This is a genomic window from Streptomyces sp. CB01249 (assembly GCF_001905735.1).
In the GTDB taxonomy this organism is placed as follows: Bacteria; Actinomycetota; Actinomycetes; order Streptomycetales; family Streptomycetaceae; genus Streptomyces.
In genome coordinates this window covers 447,547-468,985 of the sequence record NZ_LISW01000005.1, presented here as the reverse complement: position 1 = coordinate 468,985, position 21,439 = coordinate 447,547, and the positions used below count along the sequence as shown (strand labels likewise).

Genomic DNA, 21,439 nt, shown 5'->3' with positions numbered 1-21,439 from the left:
GGACCGCGTCCGTCAGCCCACGTACGCCCCGCTCGCCGTCAGGCGCAGGGCCGTGTCGATCAGCGGGACGTGGCTGAACGCCTGCGGGAAGTTGCCCACCTGGCGCTGGAGGCGGGCGTCCCACTCCTCGGCCAGCAGGCCCAGGTCGTTGCGGAGGGACAGCAGCCGCTCGAACAGCCGCCGCGCCTCGTCCACCCGGCCGATCATCGCGAGGTCGTCCGCCAGCCAGAACGAGCAGGCCAGGAAGGCGCCCTCGTCGCCCTCCAGGCCGTCCACGCCCGCGTCGTCGCCCGCGGTCGGGTAGCGCAGGACGAAGCCGTCCTCCGTGGACAGCTCCCGCTGGATCGCCTCGATGGTGCCGATGACCCGCTTGTCGTCGGGCGGCAGGAAGCCCATCTGCGGGATCAGCAGCAGGGAGGCGTCCAGTTCCTTCGACCCGTACGACTGGGTGAAGGTGTTGCGCTCGGGGTCGTAGCCGCGCTCGCAGACGTCGCGGTGGATCTCGTCGCGCAGCTCGTGCAGCCGCTCGACCGGGCCCTCCGCGTCGCCGGACTCGATGAGCTTGATGGTCCGGTCGACCGCGACCCAGGCCATCACCTTGGAGTGCACGAAGTGGCGGCGCGGCCCGCGCACCTCCCAGATGCCCTCGTCCGGCTCGTTCCAGTGCTTCTCCAGGTACTCGATCAGCTTGAGCTGGAGCCCGGTGGCGTAGTCGTTGCGGGCCAGGCCCGTCATGTGCGCCAGGTGCAGCGCCTCGGTGACCTCGCCGTACACGTCCAGCTGGAGCTGGCCCGCAGCACCGTTGCCGACGCGGACCGGGGCGGAGCCCTCGTAACCCGGCAGCCACTCCAGCTCCGCCTCGCCCAGCTCCCGCTCGCCCGCGATCCCGTACATGATCTGCAGGTTCTCCGGGTCGCCGGCCACCGCGCGCAGCAGCCATTCGCGCCAGGCGCGGGCCTCCTCGCGGTAGCCGGTGCGCAGCAGCGAGGAGAGGGTGATCGCGGCGTCGCGCAGCCAGGTGTAGCGGTAGTCCCAGTTCCGGGAGCCGCCGATGTCCTCGGGCAGCGAGGTGGTCGGCGCGGCGACGATGCCGCCGGTCGGCGCGTACGTCAGGGCCTTCAGCGTGATCAGCGAGCGGACCACGGCCTCGCGGTAGGGGCCGTGGTACGTGCACTGCTCGACCCACTCGCGCCAGAAGTCCGCGGTCGCCTCCAGCGAGCCGTCCGGGTCCGGGAGCGCGGGCGGCTCGTGGTGCGAGGGCTGCCAGCTGATGGTGAACGCGATCCGGTCACCGGGGGAGACGGTGAAGTCGGAGTACGTCGTCAGGTTCTCGCCGTAGGTGTCGACGGGTGTGTCCAGCCACACCGAGTCCGGGCCCGCGACGGCGACCGTACGTGAGTCCACCTTGTGCACCCAGGGGGTGACGCGGCCGTAGCTGAACCGCATGCGCAGCTCCGAGCGCATCGGCACACGGCCGCTGACGCCCTCCACGATCCGGATCAGCTGCGGCGCGCCGTCACGCGGCGGCATGAAGTCGGTCACTCTGACCGTGCCGCGCGGCGTGTCCCACTCCGATTCGAGGATGAGGGAGTCCCCGCGGTAGCGGCGGCGGTCGGCGGCGGGCGGCTCCGCGCCCTCGGGGCGGGCCGGCCCCAGTCGCCAGAAGCCGTGTTCCTCGGTGCCCAGGAGGCCCGCGAAAATGGCGTGTGAATCGAAGCGGGGGAGGCAAAGCCAGTCGGCTGTGCCGTCCCGGCAGACCAGGGCAGCGGTCTGCATGTCTCCGATGAGTGCGTAATCCTCGATGCGCCCGGCCACGTGCATCTCCAGTCGAACGGCCATGTCGCCCCGTAGGGCGCTTACTGCGGGTCAAGAGGTTGTCGCAAGGGGTTGTAGTGGGGGGACCTGCGAACTTCCGGCCTCGCCCGAGCGAGTGTCCGAGCAGGATACGACGCAGCCGGGTGATCCGCGCGACCCTCTTGCCAACCGGAGTGGTCCGATCTAGCGGGGTGCGAGTGGCATATGCGGCTTGCGCCGCGCTTGCGGGCCGGTGGCCGGAAGCAGTCTCCCCCTGTCGCTGATACCCTGGTAGCCCGTGGACCGGTGGTCGTCGGCGAGAGCAGACGAGGCCCCCGAACCGCAGCGACGGCATCTCCGGAATCTCCGGACGGCAAGCCGGCACGCACCTCATGATCGCGACCACGGGAGCCCCCTTTGGCTATGCAGCCCACATCCACGACGACCAAGCACATCTTCGTCACCGGGGGTGTCGCCTCTTCCCTCGGCAAGGGTCTGACTGCCTCCAGCCTCGGTGCCCTGCTCAAGGCGCGCGGCCTCCGGGTCACCATGCAGAAGCTCGACCCGTACCTGAACGTCGACCCCGGCACGATGAACCCGTTCCAGCACGGCGAGGTCTTCGTGACGAACGACGGTGCGGAGACGGACCTCGACATCGGCCACTACGAGCGCTTCCTCGACGTCGACCTCGACGGCTCGGCCAACGTCACCACCGGCCAGGTCTACTCGCAGGTCATCGCCAAGGAGCGGCGCGGCGAGTACCTGGGCGACACCGTGCAGGTCATCCCGCACATCACCAACGAGATCAAGCACCGCATCCGGCGCATGGCCACCGACGACGTCGACGTGGTCATCACCGAGGTCGGCGGCACCGTCGGTGACATCGAGTCGCTGCCGTTCCTGGAGACCGTGCGCCAGGTCCGCCACGAGGTCGGCCGGGACAACGTCTTCGTCGTGCACATCTCGCTGCTGCCCTACATCGGCCCCTCCGGCGAGCTGAAGACCAAGCCCACGCAGCACTCCGTGGCCGCCCTGCGCAACATCGGTATCCAGCCGGACGCGATCGTGCTGCGCGCCGACCGCGACGTGCCGACCGCCATCAAGCGCAAGATCTCGCTGATGTGCGACGTGGACGAGGCCGCCGTGGTCGCCTGCGTGGACGCCAAGTCGATCTACGACATCCCCAAGGTGCTGCACACCGAGGGCCTGGACGCCTACGTCGTGCGCAAGCTCGACCTGCCGTTCCGCGACGTCGACTGGACCACCTGGGACGACCTGCTGGACCGCGTCCACAACCCCGACCACGAGGTCACCGTCGCCCTGGTCGGCAAGTACATCGACCTGCCCGACGCCTACCTCTCGGTCACCGAGGCCATCCGGGCCGGCGGCTTCGCCAACAAGGCGCGGGTCAAGGTCGAGTGGGTCGCCTCCGACGACTGCAAGACCCCGGCCGGTGCGCAGAAGGCCCTCGCCGGCATCGACGCGATCTGCATCCCCGGCGGCTTCGGCGAGCGCGGCGTGGTCGGCAAGGTCGGCGCGATCCAGTACGCCCGCGAGAACAAGGTGCCGCTGCTCGGCCTCTGCCTGGGCCTCCAGTGCATCGTGATCGAGGCGGCCCGCAATCTCGCCGAGATCCCCGACGCCAACTCCACCGAGTTCGACGCCGCGACCTCGCACCCGGTCATCTCGACCATGGAGGAGCAGCTCGCGTACGTCGAGGGCGCCGGCGACCTGGGCGGCACCATGCGGCTCGGCCTGTACCCGGCGAAGCTCGCCGAGGGCTCGCTGGTCCGCGAGGCCTACGACGACCAGCCGTACGTGGAGGAGCGCCACCGCCACCGCTACGAGGTCAACAACGCGTACCGCGCCGAGCTGGAGAAGAAGGCCGGCCTGGTCTTCTCGGGCACCTCGCCGGACAACAAGCTGGTCGAGTACGTCGAGTACCCGCGCGAGGTCCACCCGTACCTCGTCGCCACCCAGGCGCACCCGGAGCTGCGCTCCCGGCCGACCCGCCCGCACCCGCTCTTCGCCGGTCTGGTGAAGGCGGCCGTCGCCCGCAAGACGGGCGCCGCCGCCGCAGGCGAGCAGGGCAAGTAGGCGGTACCTCCGCAGGCGTTACGGTTGACCGGGGCGCGCGTCCGAACAGGGACGCGGGCCCCGGTCACCGTTTTTCGTGGGAGGACGCAGATGGGTTTCCAGGACACGCCCGAGGAATGGCACGTCACCGAGAGCGCGACCCCGTTCCGGGGGAAGAAGACCAGCGTCCGCTCCGACGACGTCGAGATGCCCGACGGTACGGTCGCGCACCGCGACTACCAGGTGCACCCCGGCTCGGTCGCCGTGCTCGCGCTGGACGACGAGGGCCGCGTCCTGGTCCTGCGCCAGTACCGCCACCCCGTCCGCCACAAGCTGTGGGAGATCCCCGCCGGGCTGCTCGACGTGCCCGGCGAGAACCCGCTGCACGCCGCGCAGCGCGAGCTGTACGAGGAGGCGTACGTCAAGGCCGAGGACTGGCGGGTGCTCGCCGACATCTACACCTCGCCCGGCGGCTCCGACGAGGCCGTACGCATCTTCCTCGCCCGGGACGTCTCCGAGGCGGAGGGCGAGCGCTTCGAGGTCTCCGAGGAGGAGGCCGACATGGAGCTGGCCCGGGTGCCGCTCCAGGACCTCGTGCGCCAGGTGCTCGCCGGTGAGCTGCACAACAGCTGCCTGGTCGTGGGCGTGCTCGCGCTCACCGCGGCCCTCGCGGGCGACGGCGTCGACGCGCTGCGCCCCGCCGACGCACCCTGGCCGGCCCGCCCCTTCGAGGCCTGACGGACCGTCTGAAACCGTGCCCGGCGGTCGATGAGGCCCCTCGTACGGTCACTCCCGCGCACCCCCCGATCGTAAAAAATGCTGATCCGATCGGGGGATGCCCGGGTCGTGCTCCCCCCGCTCCGGCCATCCGCCTGAACTACGCTTCGAATGCCCTGACCGGAGTCCCGCAGGGCGACGCGTCAGCGAAGTGGAGCGTGGCCCGTGACGGATCAGGCGGTGGACACCAGCGGCCCGGCCGAGGCAGCGGGGACCGAGGAGCCGCCCGCGCCGGAACCAGCCCGATTCTTCGGCCGCGAACGCGAGTTGAAGGAACTGCGCGACGACATCGAGCGCGCCGGACTCGACACCATGGCCGGCCGCCGCAGCGCCCGCGCCCGGGTCCTCCTGATCGCCGGACGCCCCGGCTCCGGCCGCACCGCGCTCGCCTCCGAACTCGCCCGCCGGCTCCTCGAAACCGGCGACTACCCCGACGGCCTGCTCCGCGTCCGGCTCGCCGAGACCGGCGGCGGCCCCGTCCCTCCGGAGCGCGCCGCCCGCGACCTCCTCGGCGGGCTCGGTCTGACCGGGCCGCCCGGCGCCGACGCCGACGAACTGGGCGAAATCGTCCGCGAGGCCCTGGCCGTCCGCCGGGTCCTGCTCCTCCTGGACGACGCCGCGGACGCCGAACAGGTCGACCCGCTCCTCCCCGACAACCCGGACTGCCTCGTCGTCGCCACCTCCGAGGGCCCGCTCACCGGGATCCCCGGCGTCCGGCCCTGCACCATCGGCGGCCTGGACACGGGCTCCGCCGTCCAGCTCCTCGGCCGCGCCACCGGCCAGGTCAGGATCACCGTCGACCCGCTGACCGCCCAGACCGTGGCCGAGGAGTGCGGCGGGCAGCCGGCCGCCCTGGTCCTCATCGGCGGCTGGCTCGCCGCCCGCCCGACCGCCTCCGTGGCCGACGCCGGACGGCAGCTGCGCGCGCTGCCGGACGACCCCGAACTGCCCGCCGGGACGCGCCCGCTGACCCGCGCCTTCCGCCTCGTCCACGACTCCCTCCCGGCCACCCCCGCCCGGATACTGCGACTGCTCTCCCTCGCCCCCGGCGGCCTCGCCGACGCCCACACCGCCTCCGCACTGGCCGGATGCTCCGTCTCGGCGGCCCGGACCACCCTGGACGATTTCGTCACCCTCGGCCTGCTGCGCCGCGAGGGCACCGGCGAACCGCAGTACGAGGTGCCGGGCTGCCTCGCCGGGCTGCTGCGGGCGCTCCTGGAGGACCGGGACCGCCCCGCCGAGATCCAGCTCGCCCGGGCCAGGATGCTGGAGCGCACCGTGCGCCTCCTCCAGTCCTGCCGCGCCATCACGGACCCCGAGGGCTCGCCGTCCCGCCGCAAGCTGGCCGGCCTCCCGCGCACCCTGCGCTTCCCGGACCCGGAGACCGCCGCCGCCTGGCTGCGCGCCCGCAGGCCCGCCCTGCTCGCCTCCGCCCGGATCGCCGTCGAGGACGGGGACCTCGACACGCTGGCCCGCCGCCTGGTCGCCGCGCTGGTGCGGGCGCTCGCCGCGCACGAGGGCACCGACGCCGCAGCTCCCGACCTCTACGCCCTGCACGGCCTGGTGCTGGCCGTCGCCGAGCGCCGCGACCTGCCCCGCGAGCGGGCGGCGGCCCTGCTCAACCTGGCCGACCTGGACGCCGGGACCGGCCGCACCCGCGAGGCGCTGGCCCGCTACCGGGACGCGCTGGACGCCGGGCGGGCCGCGAAGGACCCGTACGCCACCGGGCGGGCGATGGAGTCCGTGGGCGGCGCCTACGCGGAGCTGGGCGACTACCACCGGGCCTCCGACTGGTACGGACGGGCGCTCGCCCAGCGCCTCACCCAGGGCGAGCCCGCCGAGGCGGCGCGCCTGTACGGGCGCCTCGGCACCGTCCACACCTACGCTGGGCGGTACGGCGAGGCGCTGCGGAACTGGCGCGCCGCCGCGGCGGGCCACCGCAGGCTGGGCGACCTCGCGGCCCAGGCGCGGGCGCTCAGCGAGATGGCCCGGGTCCAGGAGTACGCGGGCCGGCCGCAGGAGTCGCTGCGCACCTGCCGGGAGGCGGTGGAGTGGGCGCGGCGGGCCAAGGACGTACGGCTGCAGGCGGCGCTTGAGCTGCGGCTCGCGGACACCCTGGACCGGCTCGGTGACCCCGCGGCGGCGGGGCTGCACCGGGGTGCGGCCGACAGATTGCTGGGTGAAGCGGGCGCGACCTGCGAAACCGGCAGTGCTTGCTCGGAAAAATAATGCTTTGCAAGGCTAGACAGCGGGAAGCCCTTCATTAGACTGGCTGTACCGCGGCCGTTCGCGGTGCCTTCACATGCGATGCATCTACCCTTTTTGCATTGCTGTGCCCGGATTATCCTCTGAGCCAAGGACCGTGATCGACATGAAGGTCGGCATCCCCCGCGAAGTCAAGAACAACGAGTTCCGCGTGGCGATCACGCCTGCCGGTGTGCATGAGCTCGTCCGTCACGGCCACCAGGTCGTCGTCGAGCGGAACGCCGGAGCGGGCTCGTCCATCACGGACGAGGAGTACGTCGCGGCGGGGGCGGAGATCCTGCCCACCGCCGACGAGGTCTGGGCCGCCGCCGACCTGCTGCTCAAGGTCAAGGAGCCGGTCGCCGAGGAGTACCACCGCCTCCGCAAGGGCCAGACCCTCTTCACCTACCTGCACCTCGCGGCCTCCCGCGCGTGCACGGACGCGCTCCTGGAGTCGGGCACCACCGCCATCGCGTACGAGACCGTCGAGACGGCGAACCGCGCGCTGCCGCTGCTCGCCCCGATGTCCGAGGTCGCGGGCCGGCTGGCCCCGCAGGTCGGTGCGTACCACCTGATGCGCTCGGCCGGCGGCCGCGGCGTGCTGCCGGGCGGAGTCCCCGGTACGGCGGCCGGCCGCGCCGTCGTCATCGGCGGCGGTGTCTCCGGCTGGAACGCCACCCAGATCGCGGTGGGCCTCGGCTTCCACGTCACGCTGCTCGACAAGGACATCAACAAGCTCCGCGAGGCGGACAAGGTCTTCGGCACCAAGGTGCAGACCGTCGTCTCCAACGCCTTCGAGCTGGAGAAGGCCGTGGTCGAGGCCGACCTCGTCGTCGGTGCCGTGCTGATCCCCGGCGCCAAGGCCCCGAAGTTGGTCACCAACGAGCTCGTCGCCAAGATGAAGCCCGGAAGTGTACTTGTCGACATTGCAATTGATCAGGGCGGCTGCTTCGAGGACTCGCACCCCACGACGCACGCCGAGCCGACCTTCCAGGTCCACGACTCGGTCTTCTACTGCGTCGCGAACATGCCCGGCGCGGTGCCCAACACCTCGACGTACGCCCTCACCAACGCGACGCTGCCGTACATCGTGGAGCTTGCGAACCGGGGCTGGGTGGAGGCGCTGCGCCGGGACGCCGCGCTCGCCAAGGGCCTCAACACCCATGACGGACAGGTCGTTTACCGCGAGGTGGCCGAGGCACACGGCCTCGACCACGTCGACCTGAACACGCTCATCGGCTGACCCGGGTCAACCGCTTCGTCAACTCCGTGCGTCCGGCCGGACCTTGCCGTCAAGGTCCGGCCGGACGCATGCCGGGGCCGCGCGCGCCCCCGAGCAACTCGTCTCGAACGTAACCCTTTAACCGTTTCGTACACTCGGGAAAAGTGTGTACCGAGGGTTGCGCGCCCTTGACAGCGGGGCGTTCGATTGCCGACACAACGGGCCGGGTCCGGCGGATTGTGTTGCTGCGGACAGGGGACACGCCATAGAGTCGCCAATCGTCGGCATGGTGCCACGCTGACCTATCGATAAGTTTCCTGGTCACGTCCAAGGAGGTAAGACGACTTGTGAATGAGTCGACAATTACTCCCGGGGGTGTTCAACCAGGGATGCCTGCACGGGGCCAGAGCCCGAACGGGCTGGAGGCTGTCGGCTCCGTCGCTGTCCGCACCTTCTCCACCCACCAGCACATGACGACAGCCCCCCAGATGATGGACGGCCTACACGTGAACGCCATGGCCGGCAACGAGAGTGGCCGGGACACCGCCCCCCTCGCCGACTTCGCCGAGACGCCCCAGGCGCATTTCTACGACCCCGACGCCGAGTACGAGCCCGACCCGGAGTACGCGGCCACGCTCGCGCCGGACGCCGCCCGGCAGCGCCGCGAGCGGATCGGCCCGACCGGCCGCCCCCTGCCCTACTTCCCGATCCCGGGCCCGCTGACCGACCACGGCCCCGCGAAGATCATCGCGATGTGCAACCAGAAGGGCGGCGTCGGCAAGACCACGTCGACCATCAACCTGGGTGCCGCGCTCGCCGAGTACGGACGGCGCGTCCTGCTGGTCGACTTCGACCCGCAGGGTGCCCTCTCGGTCGGCCTCGGGGTCAACCCGATGGAGCTCGACCTCACCGTCTACAACCTGCTCATGGAGCGGGGCATGGCGGCCGACGAGGTCCTGCTGAAGACCGCGGTCCCCAACATGGACCTGCTCCCCAGCAACATCGACCTCTCCGCCGCCGAGGTGCAGCTCGTCAGCGAGGTGGCCCGCGAGTCGACGCTCCAGCGCGCCCTGAAGCCGCTGATGGCCGACTACGACTACATCGTCATCGACTGTCAGCCCTCGCTCGGCCTGCTCACGGTGAACGCGCTGACCGCCGCGCACAAGGTGATAGTCCCGCTCGAGTGCGAGTTCTTCGCGCTGCGCGGGGTGGCGCTGCTCACCGAGACGATCGAGAAGGTCCAGGAGCGGCTCAACCCGGAGCTGGAGCTCGACGGCATCCTCGCCACCATGTACGACTCCCGTACGGTGCACAGCCGCGAGGTCCTGGCACGGGTGGTCGAGGCGTTCGACGACCACGTCTACCACACGGTCATCGGGCGCACGGTCCGCTTCCCGGAGACCACGGTCGCCGGTGAGCCCATCACCACGTACGCCTCCAACTCGGTCGGTGCCGCCGCCTATCGCCAGCTCGCCAGGGAGGTGCTCGCCCGGTGTCACGCCGAGTGAGTCTGCCCGGGGCCGACGAACTGTTCCGTACGACCGGGGGGATGGGGCTGCAGTCCTCGTCGCCCGCGGAGCGGAGGCGCAAGGCGAACGGCGAGGCCCGGGTCCCGGCTCCGGCCGGTGAGAACGAACCCGGGGCCGAGGCGCCGGGGGAGACCGCCCCGGACCCCGGCACCGCGCCCGCCCGCCCGGAGCACGCGGCGGCCGCCGCCGACGCGGGCGACTCGCGCAGCCGGTCCGCCGAGGCCGACCGGGTCGCCGTCGCCGCCCAGGCCGGCCGCCGCCCGCAGCAGCCCGCCGAACCCGCCCCGGCGCCCGTCGTGCAGCAGCAGCGCAGGCGCGGCGGCGGACGCGGTGCGAACCGCCGCCCCAGCGGCCGCGAGCGCCACGACGAGAAGATCACGGTCTACGTCTCCGCCGAGGAGCTGATGGACCTGGAGCACGCGCGCCTCGTCCTGCGCGGCGAGCACGGCCTCGCCGTGGACCGGGGCCGGATCGTCCGCGAGGCGGTCGCCGTCGTCCTGGCGGACCTGGAATCGCGCGGCGACGCGAGCATCCTCGTACGACGGCTGCGCGGCCGCTGACCGGTACGGCGCCGGTAGCCTGCCCGGAAGGCATGCCCCTTCCGTACGGGCCGCCGCCCGCCGCCGTATCCCGTCCCGCGCACCCTGGATCTCCATGCCGACACCCGACGAGCCCGCCCGCACCGCCCGCCGCCCCCTGGGGCGCGGGCCGGGGGCGGGGGACGTGCCCGTGGAGGCCCCGGCTGAGGCACCGCCGGCCGAGCCGCCCGCGCCGGAGGAGGAGGTCCCCGAAGCGGCGCCCGCCCCCGACGACGGCCGGTTCACAGTCCGGCTCGCGAACTTCGAGGGCCCCTTCGACCTGCTCCTCCAGCTCATCTCCAAGCACAAGCTGGACGTGACCGAGGTCGCCCTGTCCAAGGTCACCGACGAGTTCATGGCCCACATCCGGGCGATGGGCCCCGACTGGGACCTGGACCAGACGACCGAGTTCCTGGTGGTCGCCGCGACCCTCCTCGACCTGAAGGCCGCCCGGCTGCTCCCCGCCGCCGAGGTGGAGGACGAGGCGGACCTCGCGCTCCTGGAGGCCAGGGACCTGCTCTTCGCGCGGCTCCTCCAGTACCGCGCGTACAAGCGCGTCGCCGACATCTTCAGCGGCCGGCTCGAATCGGAGGCCCGCCGCTTCCCCCGTACCGTCGGCCTCGAACCGCACCACGCCGCACTGCTGCCGGACGTCGTCATCAGCATCGGCGCCGAGGGCTTCGCCCGGCTCGCCGTGAAGGCGATGCAGCCGAAGCCCGCGCCGCAGGTGTACGTCGACCACATCCACGCCCCCCTGGTCAGCGTCCGCGAGCAGGCGGGCATCGTGGTCGCCCGGGTCCGCGAGGCCGGCGAGATGAGCTTCCGGGCGCTCACCGAGGACGCGCCGGACACCCTCACCGTCGTCGCCCGCTTCCTCGCCCTGCTGGAGCTGTACCGGGAGAAGGCCGTCGCCCTGGACCAGGAGGTGGCGCTCGGCGAGCTGACGGTGCGCTGGGCCGGTGAGGCGGGCGCCGAGCCCGTCGTGACGGACGAATTCGACCAGGAGGCCCCGGACGCCCCGGACGGCCCCGAGACCCCGGAGGACGAGACGCCATGAGCGAGCACCACCCCGACGGCTCCGCGGTCGCGGAGCTCGACCTCAAGCCCGCCCTGGAGGCCGTCCTGATGGTCGTGGACGAGCCCGCCACCGAGGAACACCTCGCCAAGATCCTCGAGCGCCCCCGGCGGGCCGTCGCCGCCGCGCTGCGGGAGCTGGCCGACGAGTACACCGCGCAGGGGCGCGGCTTCGACCTCCGGCTCGTCGCGGGCGGCTGGCGCTTCTACACCCGGCCCGCGTACGCGGCGGCGGTCGAGGGCTTCGTCCTGGACGGCCAGCACGCCCGGCTGACCCAGGCGGCCCTGGAGACCCTGGCGGTGGTCGCGTACCGGCAGCCGGTGAGCCGGTCGCGGGTCTCTGCGGTGCGCGGGGTGAACTGTGACGGGGTCATGCGGACCCTGCTCCAGAGGGGTCTGGTCGAGGAGGCGGGCACGGAACCCGAAACAGGTGCGATCCTGTACAGGACGACGAACTACTTTCTGGAGCGGATGGGCCTGCGTGGCCTGGATGAGCTCCCGGAGCTCGCGCCCTTCCTCCCCGAGGCGGACGCGATCGAGGCCGAGACGCCAGAGGGTGTGCCGTCGTTCGATCCGGACGCACCGGACACCCCGGAAACTCACGCAGACGACAAGACGGACTTTTGATGCGAAGCAGTGGCAGGAACAGCGGTAGCGGCGGCGGCAGGAGCGGCGGCAGCTCCGGGGGCCGGAGCGGCAGGAACAACAGCGGCACCGGCAGGAACAGCAACCCGAACGCGCGGACCCCCCGCTCGGAGCGCGAGGACCGCCGGAACGAGGAGCGCCCCCGCAAGCCCAGGCCCGAGGAGCGCCGCTACGACACGGGCTCCGACAGGCCCGGCACCGACGGCGTCCGCAAGGGGCGCGGCGCGGCGGCCCGGGGCGGCGCCAAGGGCGGCCCGAAGAGCCCGCAGGGCGGCGGCGCGAAGGGCGGCGCCCGGCGCGGCCCGTACGGCGCCCCGGCGCGCCCGCGCGAGCTCGACGCCAAGATCGAGCAGCGCAACCGCGACCGGTACGCGAACAAGCCCGAGATCAAGACCCCGAAGACGCACCCGGGCGCCGAGCAGGAGGGCGAGCGGCTGCAGAAGGTCCTGGCCCGCGCCGGCATGGGCTCGCGCCGCGCCTGCGAGGAGCTGATCGACCAGAGCCGGGTCGAGGTGAATGGCGAGATCGTCGTCGAGCAGGGCATGCGCGTCGACGTGCACAAGGACGAGATCAAGGTCGACGGGCTGACCGTCGCCACCCAGTCCTACCTGTTCTTCGCGCTGAACAAGCCGGCCGGGGTCGTCGCCTCCATGGAGGACCCGGACGGGCGCCAGTGCCTCGGGGACTACGTCACCAACCGCGAGACGCGGCTCTTCCACGTCGGCCGGCTGGACACCGAGACCGAGGGCATCATCATGCTCACCAACCACGGTGAGCTGGCCCACCGTCTCACCCACCCCAAGTACGGCGTGAAGAAGACGTACCTGGCGGCCATCCAGGGCCCCCTCCCGCGCGACCTGGGCAAGCGGCTCAAGGACGGCATCCAGTTGGAGGACGGCTACGCCCGTGCCGACCACTTCCGCGTCGTGGAGAACACCGGCAAGAACTACCTGGTCGAGGTGACCCTGCACGAGGGCCGCAAGCACATCGTGCGCCGCATGCTGGCCGAGGCGGGCTTCCCCGTCGACCGGCTGGTGCGCACCGGCTTCGGCCCGATCGCGCTGGGCGACCAGAAGTCGGGCTGGCTGCGCCGGCTCACCAACACCGAGGTGGGCATGCTCATGCGCGAGGTCGGCCTGTAGCCCGTCCCTCGCAGCGCTCGAAGGCCCGCGGCCGGTTCCCCGGAATTTTCCGGAGGGAACCGGCCGCGGGCCTTTCGCATGCCCGGCCGAGCCTTTATAGTCATAGTGACTATTAAGGAGGCGGGCGTGAGTCTCGCGGACATACTCGATCCCCTGCAGCAGCCCCTGGTGACGGTCCTGGACACCCCGGTCAGCTGGACCGAGGTGCTGGGCTTCGGCAGCGGCGCGCTGTGCGTCTGGCTCGTGGCCCGCCAGCACCTCGCCAACTGGCCGATCGGCATCGCCAACAACCTCTTCTTCATCCTGCTGTTCACCCAGTCCGGCCTGTACGCCGACGCCGGACTCCAGATCGTCTTCATCGCCCTCGCCGCGTACGGCTGGTGGACCTGGACCCACGGGGGTGGACCAGGGACGGACCTCCCGGTGCGGCGCACCACGCGCACCGAGTGGACCTGGCTGCTCGTGGCGGGGGCGGTGGGGACCGCGGCGCTGACCGTCCTGCTGGACCGGGCGACCGACTCGACCGTGCCGTTCTGGGACGCGCTCACGACCGCGCTCTCGCTCACGGCCACCTACGGGCAGTGCCGCAAGCTGGTCGAGTCCTGGTGGCTGTGGATCGCCGCCGACCTCGTGTACATCCCGCTGTACGCGTACAAGGAGCTGTACCTGACCTCGCTGCTGTACGTGGGCTTCCTGACGCTGTGCCTGACCGGCCTGCGCAACTGGCGCCGCGACCTGACCGCAGCCGACCCGCGACCCGCGGAGACCCTGGCATGAAGCGCTACCCGCACGGACTCGTGCTCGGCAAGTTCTACCCGCCGCACGCCGGCCACCACCACCTCGTCCGCACCGCCGCTGCCCGCTGCGACCGGCTGACCGTCCTCGTCTGCGCCGCGTCCGTGGAATCCGTCCCGCTCGCCGACCGGGTCGACTGGATGCGCGAGGCGCACCCCGACGTGACGGTGGTCGGCGCCGTGGACGACACCCGCATGGACCTCCACGACCCGGCGATCTGGGACGCCCACATGGCCGTCTTCACCGCGGCCGTGCCCGAGCGGGTGGACGCCGTCTTCACCTCGGAGTCGTACGGGGACGAACTGGCCCGCCGCTTCGGCGCCGAGTCCGTTTGCGTCGACCCCGACCGCACCGCGTACCCCGTCTCCGGCACCGCCGTCCGCGCGGACCCGGCCGGCTGCTGGGGCTTCCTCGAAGCGCCGGTGCGGGCGGCGCTCGCCCGCCGCGTCGTCGTCCTCGGCGCGGAGTCCACCGGCACCACCACGCTGGCCCGCGCGCTCGCCGCCCACTACCGGCAGCGCGGCGGGATCTGGGCGCACACGGGGTACGTGGCCGAGTACGGGCGCGAGTTCAGCGAACGGAAACTGGCCGAGCTGCGCGAACGGTGGCCCCGGGCCCAGTGGGAGGACGTCACCCTCGCCACCCACGACTTCCCGCACATCGCCGAGGTCCAGAACGCCCGCGAGGAGGAGGCCGCCCGCACCGGCTCCCCGGTGCTCTTCTGCGACACGGACTCCTTCGCGACGACCGTCTGGCACGAGCGGTACGTGGGCGGGCGCAACCCGCTGGTCGAGCGCGTCGCGGACCGGGCCCGCCACCATCTGTGGCTGCTCACGGACCACGAGGGCGTCGCCTTCGAGGACGACGGGCTGCGCGACGGCGAGGAGCTGCGGCCCTGGATGACCGACCGCTTCCGGGCCGAGCTCACCCGTACCGGCCGGACCTTCATCGAGGTGACCGGCAGCCGTGAGGCGCGCCTCGCCCGCGCGGTCGAGGCCGTCGACGCGCTGCTCGCCGAAGGCTGGGACTTCGCCGCGCCCCTCCCGGAGCACCGATGAGCGCCGCCGCCCCCGAGGGCTACGACCCGAGGGCCTTCGAGCCCTTCGCGGTCACCGTGGACCTGGCGGTCTTCACGGTCCGCGCGTCCCGGCTGCACGTCCTGCTCGTCGAACGCGGCGCGGAACCGTACAAGGGCCACTGGGCGCTCCCCGGCGGCTTCCTGCTGCCCCGCGAGTCCGCGGGGGCCGCCGCCCGCCGCGAGCTGGCCGAGGAGACCGGGCTGAGCGACGACACCGTCTCCGGCCTCCACCTGGAGCAGCTGCGCACCTACAGCGCCCCGGACCGCGACCCCCGGATGCGCGTCGTCTCCGTCGCCCACACCGCCCTCGTCCCGGACCTGCCCGAGCCGCGCGGCGGCGGTGACGCGGCGGGCGCGCGCTGGTGGGACGCGGCCCGGACGGACCCGCTCGCCTTCGACCACGACCGCATCCTCGCGGACGCCCGCGACCGGGTCGGCGCCAAGCTGGAGTACACCTGCCTGGCCACCGCGTTCTGCCCGCCGCACTTCACCCTGGGCGAGCTGCAACAGGTCTACGAAACGGTCTGGGGCGTCGAGCTCGACCGCCCCAACTTCCGCCGCAAGGTCCTCGCCACTCCGGGCTTCGTACAGCCCGCGGAGGGCGCCCCGCGCCGCACCGGCGGCCGCGGCAAACCCGCCGCCCTCTACCGGGCGGGCGACGCCACCGCACTCCACCCCCCGCTCCTGCGACCGGAAGGACGCCCAGCATGACGACGACCCGCACGAAGAAGGCCGCGACCGGCGCGCTGACCGGGCTCGCGCTCGGCGACGCGCTGGGGTTCCCCACCGAGTTCAACGACGTGCCGTCGATCCTCGCCAAATGCGGGCCCTGGCGGGAGATGGAGCTGCCGAAGCCGGCCTTCGTCACCGACGACACCCAGATGACCCTGGCGCTGGGCCGGGGCCTGCGCACCGCCATGGGCCGGGGCCCGCTCACCGGGCTGCGGCTGGCCCGCCCGGTGCGCGAGGAGTACGTCGACTGGTACCACTCGCCCGACAACAACCGCGCCCCCGGCCGCACCTGCCTGGAAGCCTGCCACCTGCTCGACGGCGACCGCCCCTGGCAGGAGGCGAGCCGGACCGGCTCCAAGGGCTGCGGTGCCAACATGCGCGTCGCGCCCATCGGTCTCGCGCCCGGCCTCAGCGACGAGCAGCGCTCCGGCGCCGCCCAGCTCCAGTCGGCCCTGACCCACGGCCACCCGACCGCGCTCGCCGCCTCCGACCTGACCGCCCGGGCGGTGCACCTGCTCGCCCGGGGCACCGAACCGCTCGGCCTGATCGGCCAGCTCCGCTCGTACGCGTACGAGAACCGCGAGCGCTACCTCGACCGGTGGCTCGGCGACCTCTGGCGCCACACGCACGACGCCTCGCCCGAGGCGTACATCAGCCGGGGCTGGGACGAGTGCCTGGCCGCCCTGGAGACCGTCCAGGACGCCCTGCGCGCCCCCTCGCCGGAGACCGACCCCTGCGAGCGCACGGGGGACGGCTGGATCGCCGAGCACGCCCTCGCCACCGCCCTGCACTGCTTCCTGCTCTTCCCGGACGAACCCGTCACCGCCCTGCGCCGCGCCGCCTGCACCCGGGGCGACTCGGACTCCATCGCCTGCCTGACCGGCGCACTGGCCGGCGCCCACCTGGGCCCGGACGCCTGGCCCGCCGCATGGGTGGAGCGCATCGAGTACCGCGACGAACTGCTGGAGCTCGGGGCGCTCTGGGACGATTGAGCCATGCCCTCGTACAGCACGCTCCTCCAAGAGGCCGGTCTCCCGGTCACCGACCTCGGCCCGGTCCTTGCAGGTGAACGTCACCCGCTGGTGTTCGCCACGGTCTCCGGGGCGCATCTGTACGGGTTCCCGTCCCGGGATTCGGACGTGGACATGCGCGGGGTGCATCTGCTGCCCGCAGAGGACCTCGTCGGGCTGCGGGAGCCCGAGGAGACCCGCTCGCGGATGTGGGACCGGGACGGGGTGGAGATGGACCTCGTCACGCACGACCTGCGCAAGTTCGTCCGGCTGATGCTGAAGCCGAACGGCTATGTGCTGGAACAGCTGCTCTCGCCGCTGGTCGTGCACACCACCCCGCTGCACGCCGAGCTGGTGGCCCTCGCCCCGCAGGTCCTCACCCGCAACCACGCCCACCACTACCGGGGGTTCGCCAACACGCAGTGGCGGCTCTTCGAGCGCACCGGTGAGCTCAAACCGCTGCTGTACACCTTCCGTGCGCTGCTCACCGGTATCCACCTGATGCGCAGCGGTGAGGTGCTGGCCCACCTGCCGACGCTCCTCGCGCGGGTGGACGCTCCCGGCTACCTGCCCGGCCTCATCGCGGCCAAGGCGGAGGCCGAGCACGGGGGAGCGGACGGTGTGGACGCGGCGGCCGTGGGCCGGGACGTCGCGGGTCTGCACGGGGTGCTCGACGCGGCGCAGGAGGCGTCGGCGCTTCCGGACGGAGCGGGCGGCTTCGACGCGCTTCACGACCTCGTGGTGCGGGCCCGGCTCTCAGAGCGCTGAGGCCGCCGCCGACGCCCGGCGCGTGCGGACGAGGAAGTCCTCGATGCGTGCCCGGTCCGGCTCCTCGGGCAGCGGGGAGGCGGCGGCCGCCTCGTCGTTCTCGGCGGCGAGGAGGGTCATGCGGCGTTCGACCTCCGGCCAGGGGACCTCGCCGCGCTTGACCGCGAGGAGGGCTTCGCGGGCGTCGCCCACCTCGATCGTCAGTTCGCCGGTGCGCAGCAGGTCCCGGCAGCTCGCCAGCAGCCGCAGCAGGTGCATCGCGTGCTTCCAGCGCGGGGCGCCGTGGACGCGGACGTCCGCGTCCAGCTTGCGGCGCTGGCCCAGGGCATAGCGTACGAACGAGTCGTGGGCCCGGCGGGAGAGGAAGGCGCCGCGCAGGGCCAGCAGCTCCCGGCCGGTGTCGTCCACGTGCTCCACGAGCGGCGAGTGCAGGCACTCCAGCACGTTCGGATTGGCCCGCAGGGCCAGCTCGCAGAAGCGTTCCAGCTCCCAGGAGAACTGCTCGTCCGCCGGGCCCTCGATGTGCGTGGGCGGCTTCTCGAAGCGCCAGAACAGCGGGGTCGGCGCCAGGAACACGCCCCGCCGGTCGGTGTCGCTGGTCTCGGTGGCGAGACCGAAGGCGCGCGACCCCATCACACAGGAGTACACCGTGTGGCGGCGCACCAGGTCCTCGTCGGTCGGCGTGATCATGCCGGGAGGCTACGCGAGGACCGGGCGCGGGCGCGTCTCATAAAAAGGGCGGGCGGGCACGGGACCCCGGCGCCCCTCTACGCTGATCGCATACGCACGAAGCGGTACGGAACGAGCGAGGAGCACGACGTGGCGGTACGAGCGGTCCGGGGCGCCGTCCAGCTGGACCGGGACGAGACCGGGCACCTGCACGAGCGGGTCGGCACCCTGCTCACCGCCGTGCTGGAGCGCAACGAACTCGTCGCGGACGACCTGATCAGCATCTGGTTCACGGCCACGCCCGACCTGCACAGCGACTTCCCGGCCGCCGCCGCGCGCTCCCTCGGGATCACCGACGTACCGCTGATCTGCGCCCAGGAACTGGACATCGACGGGGCCATGCCCCGGGTGGTCCGGGTCCTGGCGCACGTCGAGACCTATCTGTCCAAGGCCGAGATCAACCACGTCTACCTCGGCGCCACCGCCGCCCTGCGCAAGGACATCGCCCAGTGAGAACCGCCGTCGTCATCGGTACCGGCCTCGTCGGAACCTCCGCGGCCCTCGCCCTCGCGGGCCGGGGCGTCACCGTCCACCTGGTCGACCACGACCCCGAGTCGGCCAGGACCGCCGCCGCGCTCGGCGCCGGTACGGACGAGCCGCCCGAGGGCCGCGTCGACCTGGCGGTCGTCGCCGTGCCCCCCGCCCACACCGCGACCGTGCTCGCCGCCGCCATGCGCGACGGGGTGGCCCGGGGCTACCTCGACGTCGCCAGCGTCAAGGGCGGCCCGCGCCGCGAGCTGGAGGCGCTGGGGGCCGACCTCACCCCGTACATCGGCACGCACCCCATGGCCGGCAAGGAGCGCTCCGGTCCGCTCGCCGCGACCGCCGACCTCTTCGAGGGGCGGCCCTGGGTGCTCACCCCGACCAGGGACACCGACACCGAGGTGCTGAACCTCGCCCTGGAGCTGGTCGCGCTGTGCCGGGCCGTCCCGGTCGTCATGGACGCCGACGCCCACGACCGGGCCGTCGCGCTCGTCTCGCACACCCCGCAGCTGATCTCCTCGATGGTCGCGGCGCGGCTTGAGGACGCCGACGAGAGCGCGGTGCGGCTGTGCGGGCAGGGGATCAGGGACGTGACCCGGATCGCGGCCTCGGACCCGCGCATGTGGGTCGAGATCCTGTCCGCCAACCCCGGTCCCGTCGCCGACGTCCTCGCGGGCGTCGCCGCCGACCTGGAGGAGACGGTCACCGCGCTGCGCGGGCTCCAGTCCGCCGACGAGGAGAAGCGCCGCGCGGGCACCGAGGGCATCCGCGACGTCCTGAGCCGGGGCAACGCGGGCCGCGTCCGGGTGCCCGGCAAGCACGGCGCCGCCCCGGCCTCGTACGAGACGGTCGCCGTCCTGATCAGCGACCGCCCCGGCGAGCTGGCCGCGATCTTCGCCGACGCGGGCCGGTCCGGGGTCAACATCGAGGACGTGCGCATCGAGCACGCCAGCGGCCAGCAGGCCGGTCTCGTCCAGCTCATGGTCGAACCCAGCGCCGCCCCCGGCCTGGCGGCGGCCCTCCGCGACCGGGGCTGGTCGATCCGTCAGTAGGACCCATGGGACACTAGGGCCTTTCCTTTGGACCAGGCCGGGCTCGCGGGGCCTGGCACCGCACCTCGCGGCGTTGTCGTCAATCACCAACGCTCCGCGTTGCCTCAATCCTCCGCCTTGCGATGCACGGCACCAGGCTCCGCTCCCTGATCCGGCCTGGTCCAAAGGAAAGGCCCTGCCGGTCGCACGCTTGTCCACAGGGGGGACCGGACCCCTCCCCGCACTCGGTAACCTTGTGCGGGGCGGGTTCACGCGTCCCGCCCAGCCCGCCCCGAGCACCAGGAAGGTGTCCACCACCGTGGAAACCGTAAGCGCCGCCGTCCGGACCGCCCCGGCCGCAGTGATCGTCGCCATCGACGGCCCCTCCGGCACCGGCAAGTCCAGCACCTCCAAGGCCGTCGCCGCCCAGCTCGGCCTCAGCTACCTGGACACCGGGGCCCAGTACCGCGCCATCACCTGGTGGATGCTGAACAACGGCATCGACGTGCACGACGCCGCGCAGGTCGCGACCGCCGCCGCCAAGCCCGTCATCGTCTCCGGCACCGACCCCGCCGCCCCGACGATCACCGTCGACGGCGAGGACGCCTCCGGCCCGATCCGCACCCAGGAGGTCACCTCCAAGGTCAGCGCCGTCAGCGCCGTCCCCGAGGTGCGCACTTTGATCACCGAGCTCCAGCGCACCATCGCCGCCGAGGCGGAGAAGGGCATCGTGGTCGAGGGCCGCGACATCGGCACCACCGTGCTGCCCGACGCCGACATCAAGATCTTCCTCACCGCGTCGCCGGAGGCCCGTGCCGCCCGCCGCAGCGGCGAGGTCAAGGGCGCCGATCTCGCCGCCACCAAGGAAGCGCTGATCAAGCGGGACGCCGCGGACTCCGGCCGCAAGACCTCCCCGCTCGCCAAGGCCGCCGACGCGGTCGAGGTGGACACCACCGAGCTGACGCTCCAGCAGGTCATCGAGTGCGTCGTCACCCTCGTCGGGGAGAAGCGGGCCGCGAAGTGACCGACGCCACGAGCGCGCCCTCGCCGCGTGGTGCGGCGGTCGGGCGCGGCATCGGGATCGGGCTGATGTACGGGCTCTTCAGGCCCCGCGTCCTCGGTGCCTGGCGGGTCCCGGCCGCCGGACCCGTCATACTCGCGGTGAACCACTCGCACAACATCGACGGGCCGATGCTGATGGGCACCGCGCCCAGGCCCGTCCACTTCCTGATCAAGAAAGAGGCGTTCGTCGGCCCCCTGGACCCGTTCCTGCGCGGAATCGGGCAGCTGGAGGTGGACCGTACGACCGCCGACCGCACCGCCATCACCCGCGCGCTCGGCGTGCTGGAGGACGGCGGGGTGCTCGGGATCTTCCCCGAGGGCACCCGGGGCGAAGGAGACTTCGCCTCGCTGCGCGCCGGGCTCGCGTACTTCGCGGTGCGCAGCGGGGCGCCGATCGTCCCCGTGGCCGTCCTGGGAAGCACCGAGCGCCGCGGACGGTTGATATCGGCACTGCCGCCGCTGCGCAGCCGCGTCGACGTCGTCTTCGGAGAGCCCTTCGAAGCCGGTGATGGCAGCGGCAGGCGTACGCGTAAGGCGCTGGACGAGGCCACGCTGCGCATCCAGGCCCGGCTGACCGGCCACCTGGAGCACGCCGGGCGCCTCACCGGGCGCACCGGGTAAGACTTGAGTAGTGGACCGCGCGCTGCGTGGTCCATCGATGATGATGCAA

20 protein-coding genes are annotated in these 21,439 nt (G+C 72.5%); 18 read left to right on the top strand and 2 right to left on the bottom strand.

The window, feature by feature from the left end; genetic code table 11:
- Window positions 1-12: 12 nt before the first annotated feature.
- Window positions 13-1,815: a glycoside hydrolase family 15 protein gene (locus tag AMK18_RS24790; RefSeq protein WP_026171587.1), complete on the bottom strand. Its 1,803-nt coding sequence runs from the start codon at window positions 1,813-1,815 to the stop codon at window positions 13-15.
- 402 nt (window positions 1,816-2,217) lie between these two features.
- Between AMK18_RS24790 and AMK18_RS24785 the strand changes: the two genes are divergently transcribed.
- From AMK18_RS24785 to AMK18_RS24720, 14 genes are all read left to right on the top strand, one after another.
- Window positions 2,218-3,891, top strand: coding sequence for a CTP synthase (locus AMK18_RS24785; protein ID WP_018103600.1), 1,674 nt, complete (start codon window positions 2,218-2,220; stop codon window positions 3,889-3,891).
- A 90-nt stretch (window positions 3,892-3,981) separates the two neighbouring features.
- Window positions 3,982-4,608: an NUDIX domain-containing protein gene (locus AMK18_RS24780; protein ID WP_073864544.1), complete on the top strand. Its 627-nt coding sequence runs from the start codon at window positions 3,982-3,984 to the stop codon at window positions 4,606-4,608.
- Between the two features lie 204 nt (window positions 4,609-4,812).
- Window positions 4,813-6,876, top strand: coding sequence for a tetratricopeptide repeat protein (locus AMK18_RS24775; protein WP_073864543.1), 2,064 nt, complete (start codon window positions 4,813-4,815; stop codon window positions 6,874-6,876).
- 142 nt (window positions 6,877-7,018) lie between these two features.
- Window positions 7,019-8,134 (top strand): alanine dehydrogenase, encoded by a 1,116-nt coding sequence (ald, locus tag AMK18_RS24770; protein WP_018103603.1) that lies wholly within the window; start codon window positions 7,019-7,021, stop codon window positions 8,132-8,134.
- A gap of 368 nt (window positions 8,135-8,502) precedes the next feature.
- The gene (locus tag AMK18_RS24765; RefSeq protein WP_018103604.1) at window positions 8,503-9,621 is read left to right on the top strand and encodes a ParA family protein; all 1,119 of its coding nucleotides are present in this window, start codon (window positions 8,503-8,505) and stop codon (window positions 9,619-9,621) included.
- A complete protein-coding gene (locus AMK18_RS24760; RefSeq protein WP_018103605.1) occupies window positions 9,618-10,202 on the top strand; it encodes a hypothetical protein in 585 nt (194 codons plus the stop codon). The genes AMK18_RS24765 and AMK18_RS24760 overlap by 4 nt, the downstream gene beginning before the upstream one ends.
- 94 nt (window positions 10,203-10,296) lie before the next feature.
- Window positions 10,297-11,277 (top strand): segregation and condensation protein A, encoded by a 981-nt coding sequence (locus tag AMK18_RS24755; RefSeq protein WP_073864542.1) that lies wholly within the window; start codon window positions 10,297-10,299, stop codon window positions 11,275-11,277.
- Window positions 11,274-11,921: an SMC-Scp complex subunit ScpB gene (gene scpB / locus AMK18_RS24750; protein WP_073864541.1), complete on the top strand. Its 648-nt coding sequence runs from the start codon at window positions 11,274-11,276 to the stop codon at window positions 11,919-11,921. Before AMK18_RS24755 ends, scpB begins: the two co-directional genes overlap by 4 nt.
- Window positions 11,921-13,081: a pseudouridine synthase gene (locus tag AMK18_RS24745; protein ID WP_073864540.1), complete on the top strand. Its 1,161-nt coding sequence runs from the start codon at window positions 11,921-11,923 to the stop codon at window positions 13,079-13,081. The genes scpB and AMK18_RS24745 overlap by 1 nt, the downstream gene beginning before the upstream one ends.
- A 126-nt stretch (window positions 13,082-13,207) precedes the next feature.
- Window positions 13,208-13,858 (top strand): nicotinamide riboside transporter PnuC, encoded by a 651-nt coding sequence (gene pnuC / locus AMK18_RS24740; RefSeq protein ID WP_073864539.1) that lies wholly within the window; start codon window positions 13,208-13,210, stop codon window positions 13,856-13,858.
- Window positions 13,855-14,934, top strand: a complete 1,080-nt coding sequence (locus AMK18_RS24735) for an AAA family ATPase (RefSeq protein WP_073864538.1) — start codon at window positions 13,855-13,857, stop codon at window positions 14,932-14,934. Before pnuC ends, AMK18_RS24735 begins: the two co-directional genes overlap by 4 nt.
- On the top strand, window positions 14,931-15,665 hold the full coding sequence (locus AMK18_RS24730; RefSeq protein ID WP_073864537.1) for an NUDIX hydrolase: 735 nt from the start codon (window positions 14,931-14,933) through the stop codon (window positions 15,663-15,665). The genes AMK18_RS24735 and AMK18_RS24730 overlap by 4 nt, the downstream gene beginning before the upstream one ends.
- Window positions 15,662-16,678 (top strand): ADP-ribosylglycohydrolase family protein, encoded by a 1,017-nt coding sequence (locus tag AMK18_RS24725; protein ID WP_073864536.1) that lies wholly within the window; start codon window positions 15,662-15,664, stop codon window positions 16,676-16,678. The genes AMK18_RS24730 and AMK18_RS24725 overlap by 4 nt, the downstream gene beginning before the upstream one ends.
- Before the next feature lie 3 nt (window positions 16,679-16,681).
- A complete protein-coding gene (locus AMK18_RS24720; protein ID WP_073864535.1) occupies window positions 16,682-17,464 on the top strand; it encodes a nucleotidyltransferase domain-containing protein in 783 nt (260 codons plus the stop codon).
- On the opposite strand, the gene AMK18_RS24715 is transcribed toward AMK18_RS24720, so the two are convergent.
- Complete coding sequence (locus tag AMK18_RS24715) at window positions 17,453-18,154, bottom strand: nucleotidyltransferase domain-containing protein (protein ID WP_018103614.1); 702 nt, start codon at window positions 18,152-18,154, stop codon at window positions 17,453-17,455. The two genes, AMK18_RS24720 and AMK18_RS24715, sit on opposite strands and share 12 nt — an antisense overlap.
- A gap of 129 nt (window positions 18,155-18,283) precedes the next feature.
- On the opposite strand from AMK18_RS24715, the gene aroH reads away from it, so the two are divergent.
- From aroH to AMK18_RS24695, 4 genes are all read left to right on the top strand, one after another.
- Window positions 18,284-18,646: a chorismate mutase gene (gene aroH / locus AMK18_RS24710; RefSeq protein ID WP_073864534.1), complete on the top strand. Its 363-nt coding sequence runs from the start codon at window positions 18,284-18,286 to the stop codon at window positions 18,644-18,646.
- On the top strand, window positions 18,643-19,728 hold the full coding sequence (locus AMK18_RS24705) for a prephenate dehydrogenase (RefSeq protein WP_018103616.1): 1,086 nt from the start codon (window positions 18,643-18,645) through the stop codon (window positions 19,726-19,728). Before aroH ends, AMK18_RS24705 begins: the two co-directional genes overlap by 4 nt.
- 286 nt (window positions 19,729-20,014) lie before the next feature.
- Entirely contained in the window at window positions 20,015-20,731 is a 717-nt protein-coding gene (gene cmk, locus AMK18_RS24700; RefSeq protein WP_018103617.1) for a (d)CMP kinase, read from the top strand.
- On the top strand, window positions 20,728-21,390 hold the full coding sequence (locus AMK18_RS24695) for a lysophospholipid acyltransferase family protein (RefSeq protein WP_073864533.1): 663 nt from the start codon (window positions 20,728-20,730) through the stop codon (window positions 21,388-21,390). Before cmk ends, AMK18_RS24695 begins: the two co-directional genes overlap by 4 nt.
- Window positions 21,391-21,439: the final 49 nt, after the last annotated feature.

Coding starts and splice junctions, on each gene's coding strand:
- AMK18_RS24785 (WP_018103600.1), top strand. CDS start 2,218: ATGCAGCCCACATCCACGACGACCAAGCACATCTTCGTCACCGGGGGT.
- AMK18_RS24780 (WP_073864544.1), top strand. CDS start 3,982: ATGGGTTTCCAGGACACGCCCGAGGAATGGCACGTCACCGAGAGCGCG.
- ald (WP_018103603.1), top strand. CDS start 7,019: ATGAAGGTCGGCATCCCCCGCGAAGTCAAGAACAACGAGTTCCGCGTG.
- AMK18_RS24765 (WP_018103604.1), top strand. CDS start 8,503: ATGCCTGCACGGGGCCAGAGCCCGAACGGGCTGGAGGCTGTCGGCTCC.
- AMK18_RS24755 (WP_073864542.1), top strand. CDS start 10,297: ATGCCGACACCCGACGAGCCCGCCCGCACCGCCCGCCGCCCCCTGGGG.
- scpB (WP_073864541.1), top strand. CDS start 11,274: ATGAGCGAGCACCACCCCGACGGCTCCGCGGTCGCGGAGCTCGACCTC.
- AMK18_RS24745 (WP_073864540.1), top strand. CDS start 11,921: ATGCGAAGCAGTGGCAGGAACAGCGGTAGCGGCGGCGGCAGGAGCGGC.
- AMK18_RS24735 (WP_073864538.1), top strand. CDS start 13,855: ATGAAGCGCTACCCGCACGGACTCGTGCTCGGCAAGTTCTACCCGCCG.
- AMK18_RS24730 (WP_073864537.1), top strand. CDS start 14,931: ATGAGCGCCGCCGCCCCCGAGGGCTACGACCCGAGGGCCTTCGAGCCC.
- AMK18_RS24725 (WP_073864536.1), top strand. CDS start 15,662: ATGACGACGACCCGCACGAAGAAGGCCGCGACCGGCGCGCTGACCGGG.
- AMK18_RS24720 (WP_073864535.1), top strand. CDS start 16,682: ATGCCCTCGTACAGCACGCTCCTCCAAGAGGCCGGTCTCCCGGTCACC.
- AMK18_RS24715 (WP_018103614.1), bottom strand. CDS start 18,154: ATGATCACGCCGACCGACGAGGACCTGGTGCGCCGCCACACGGTGTAC.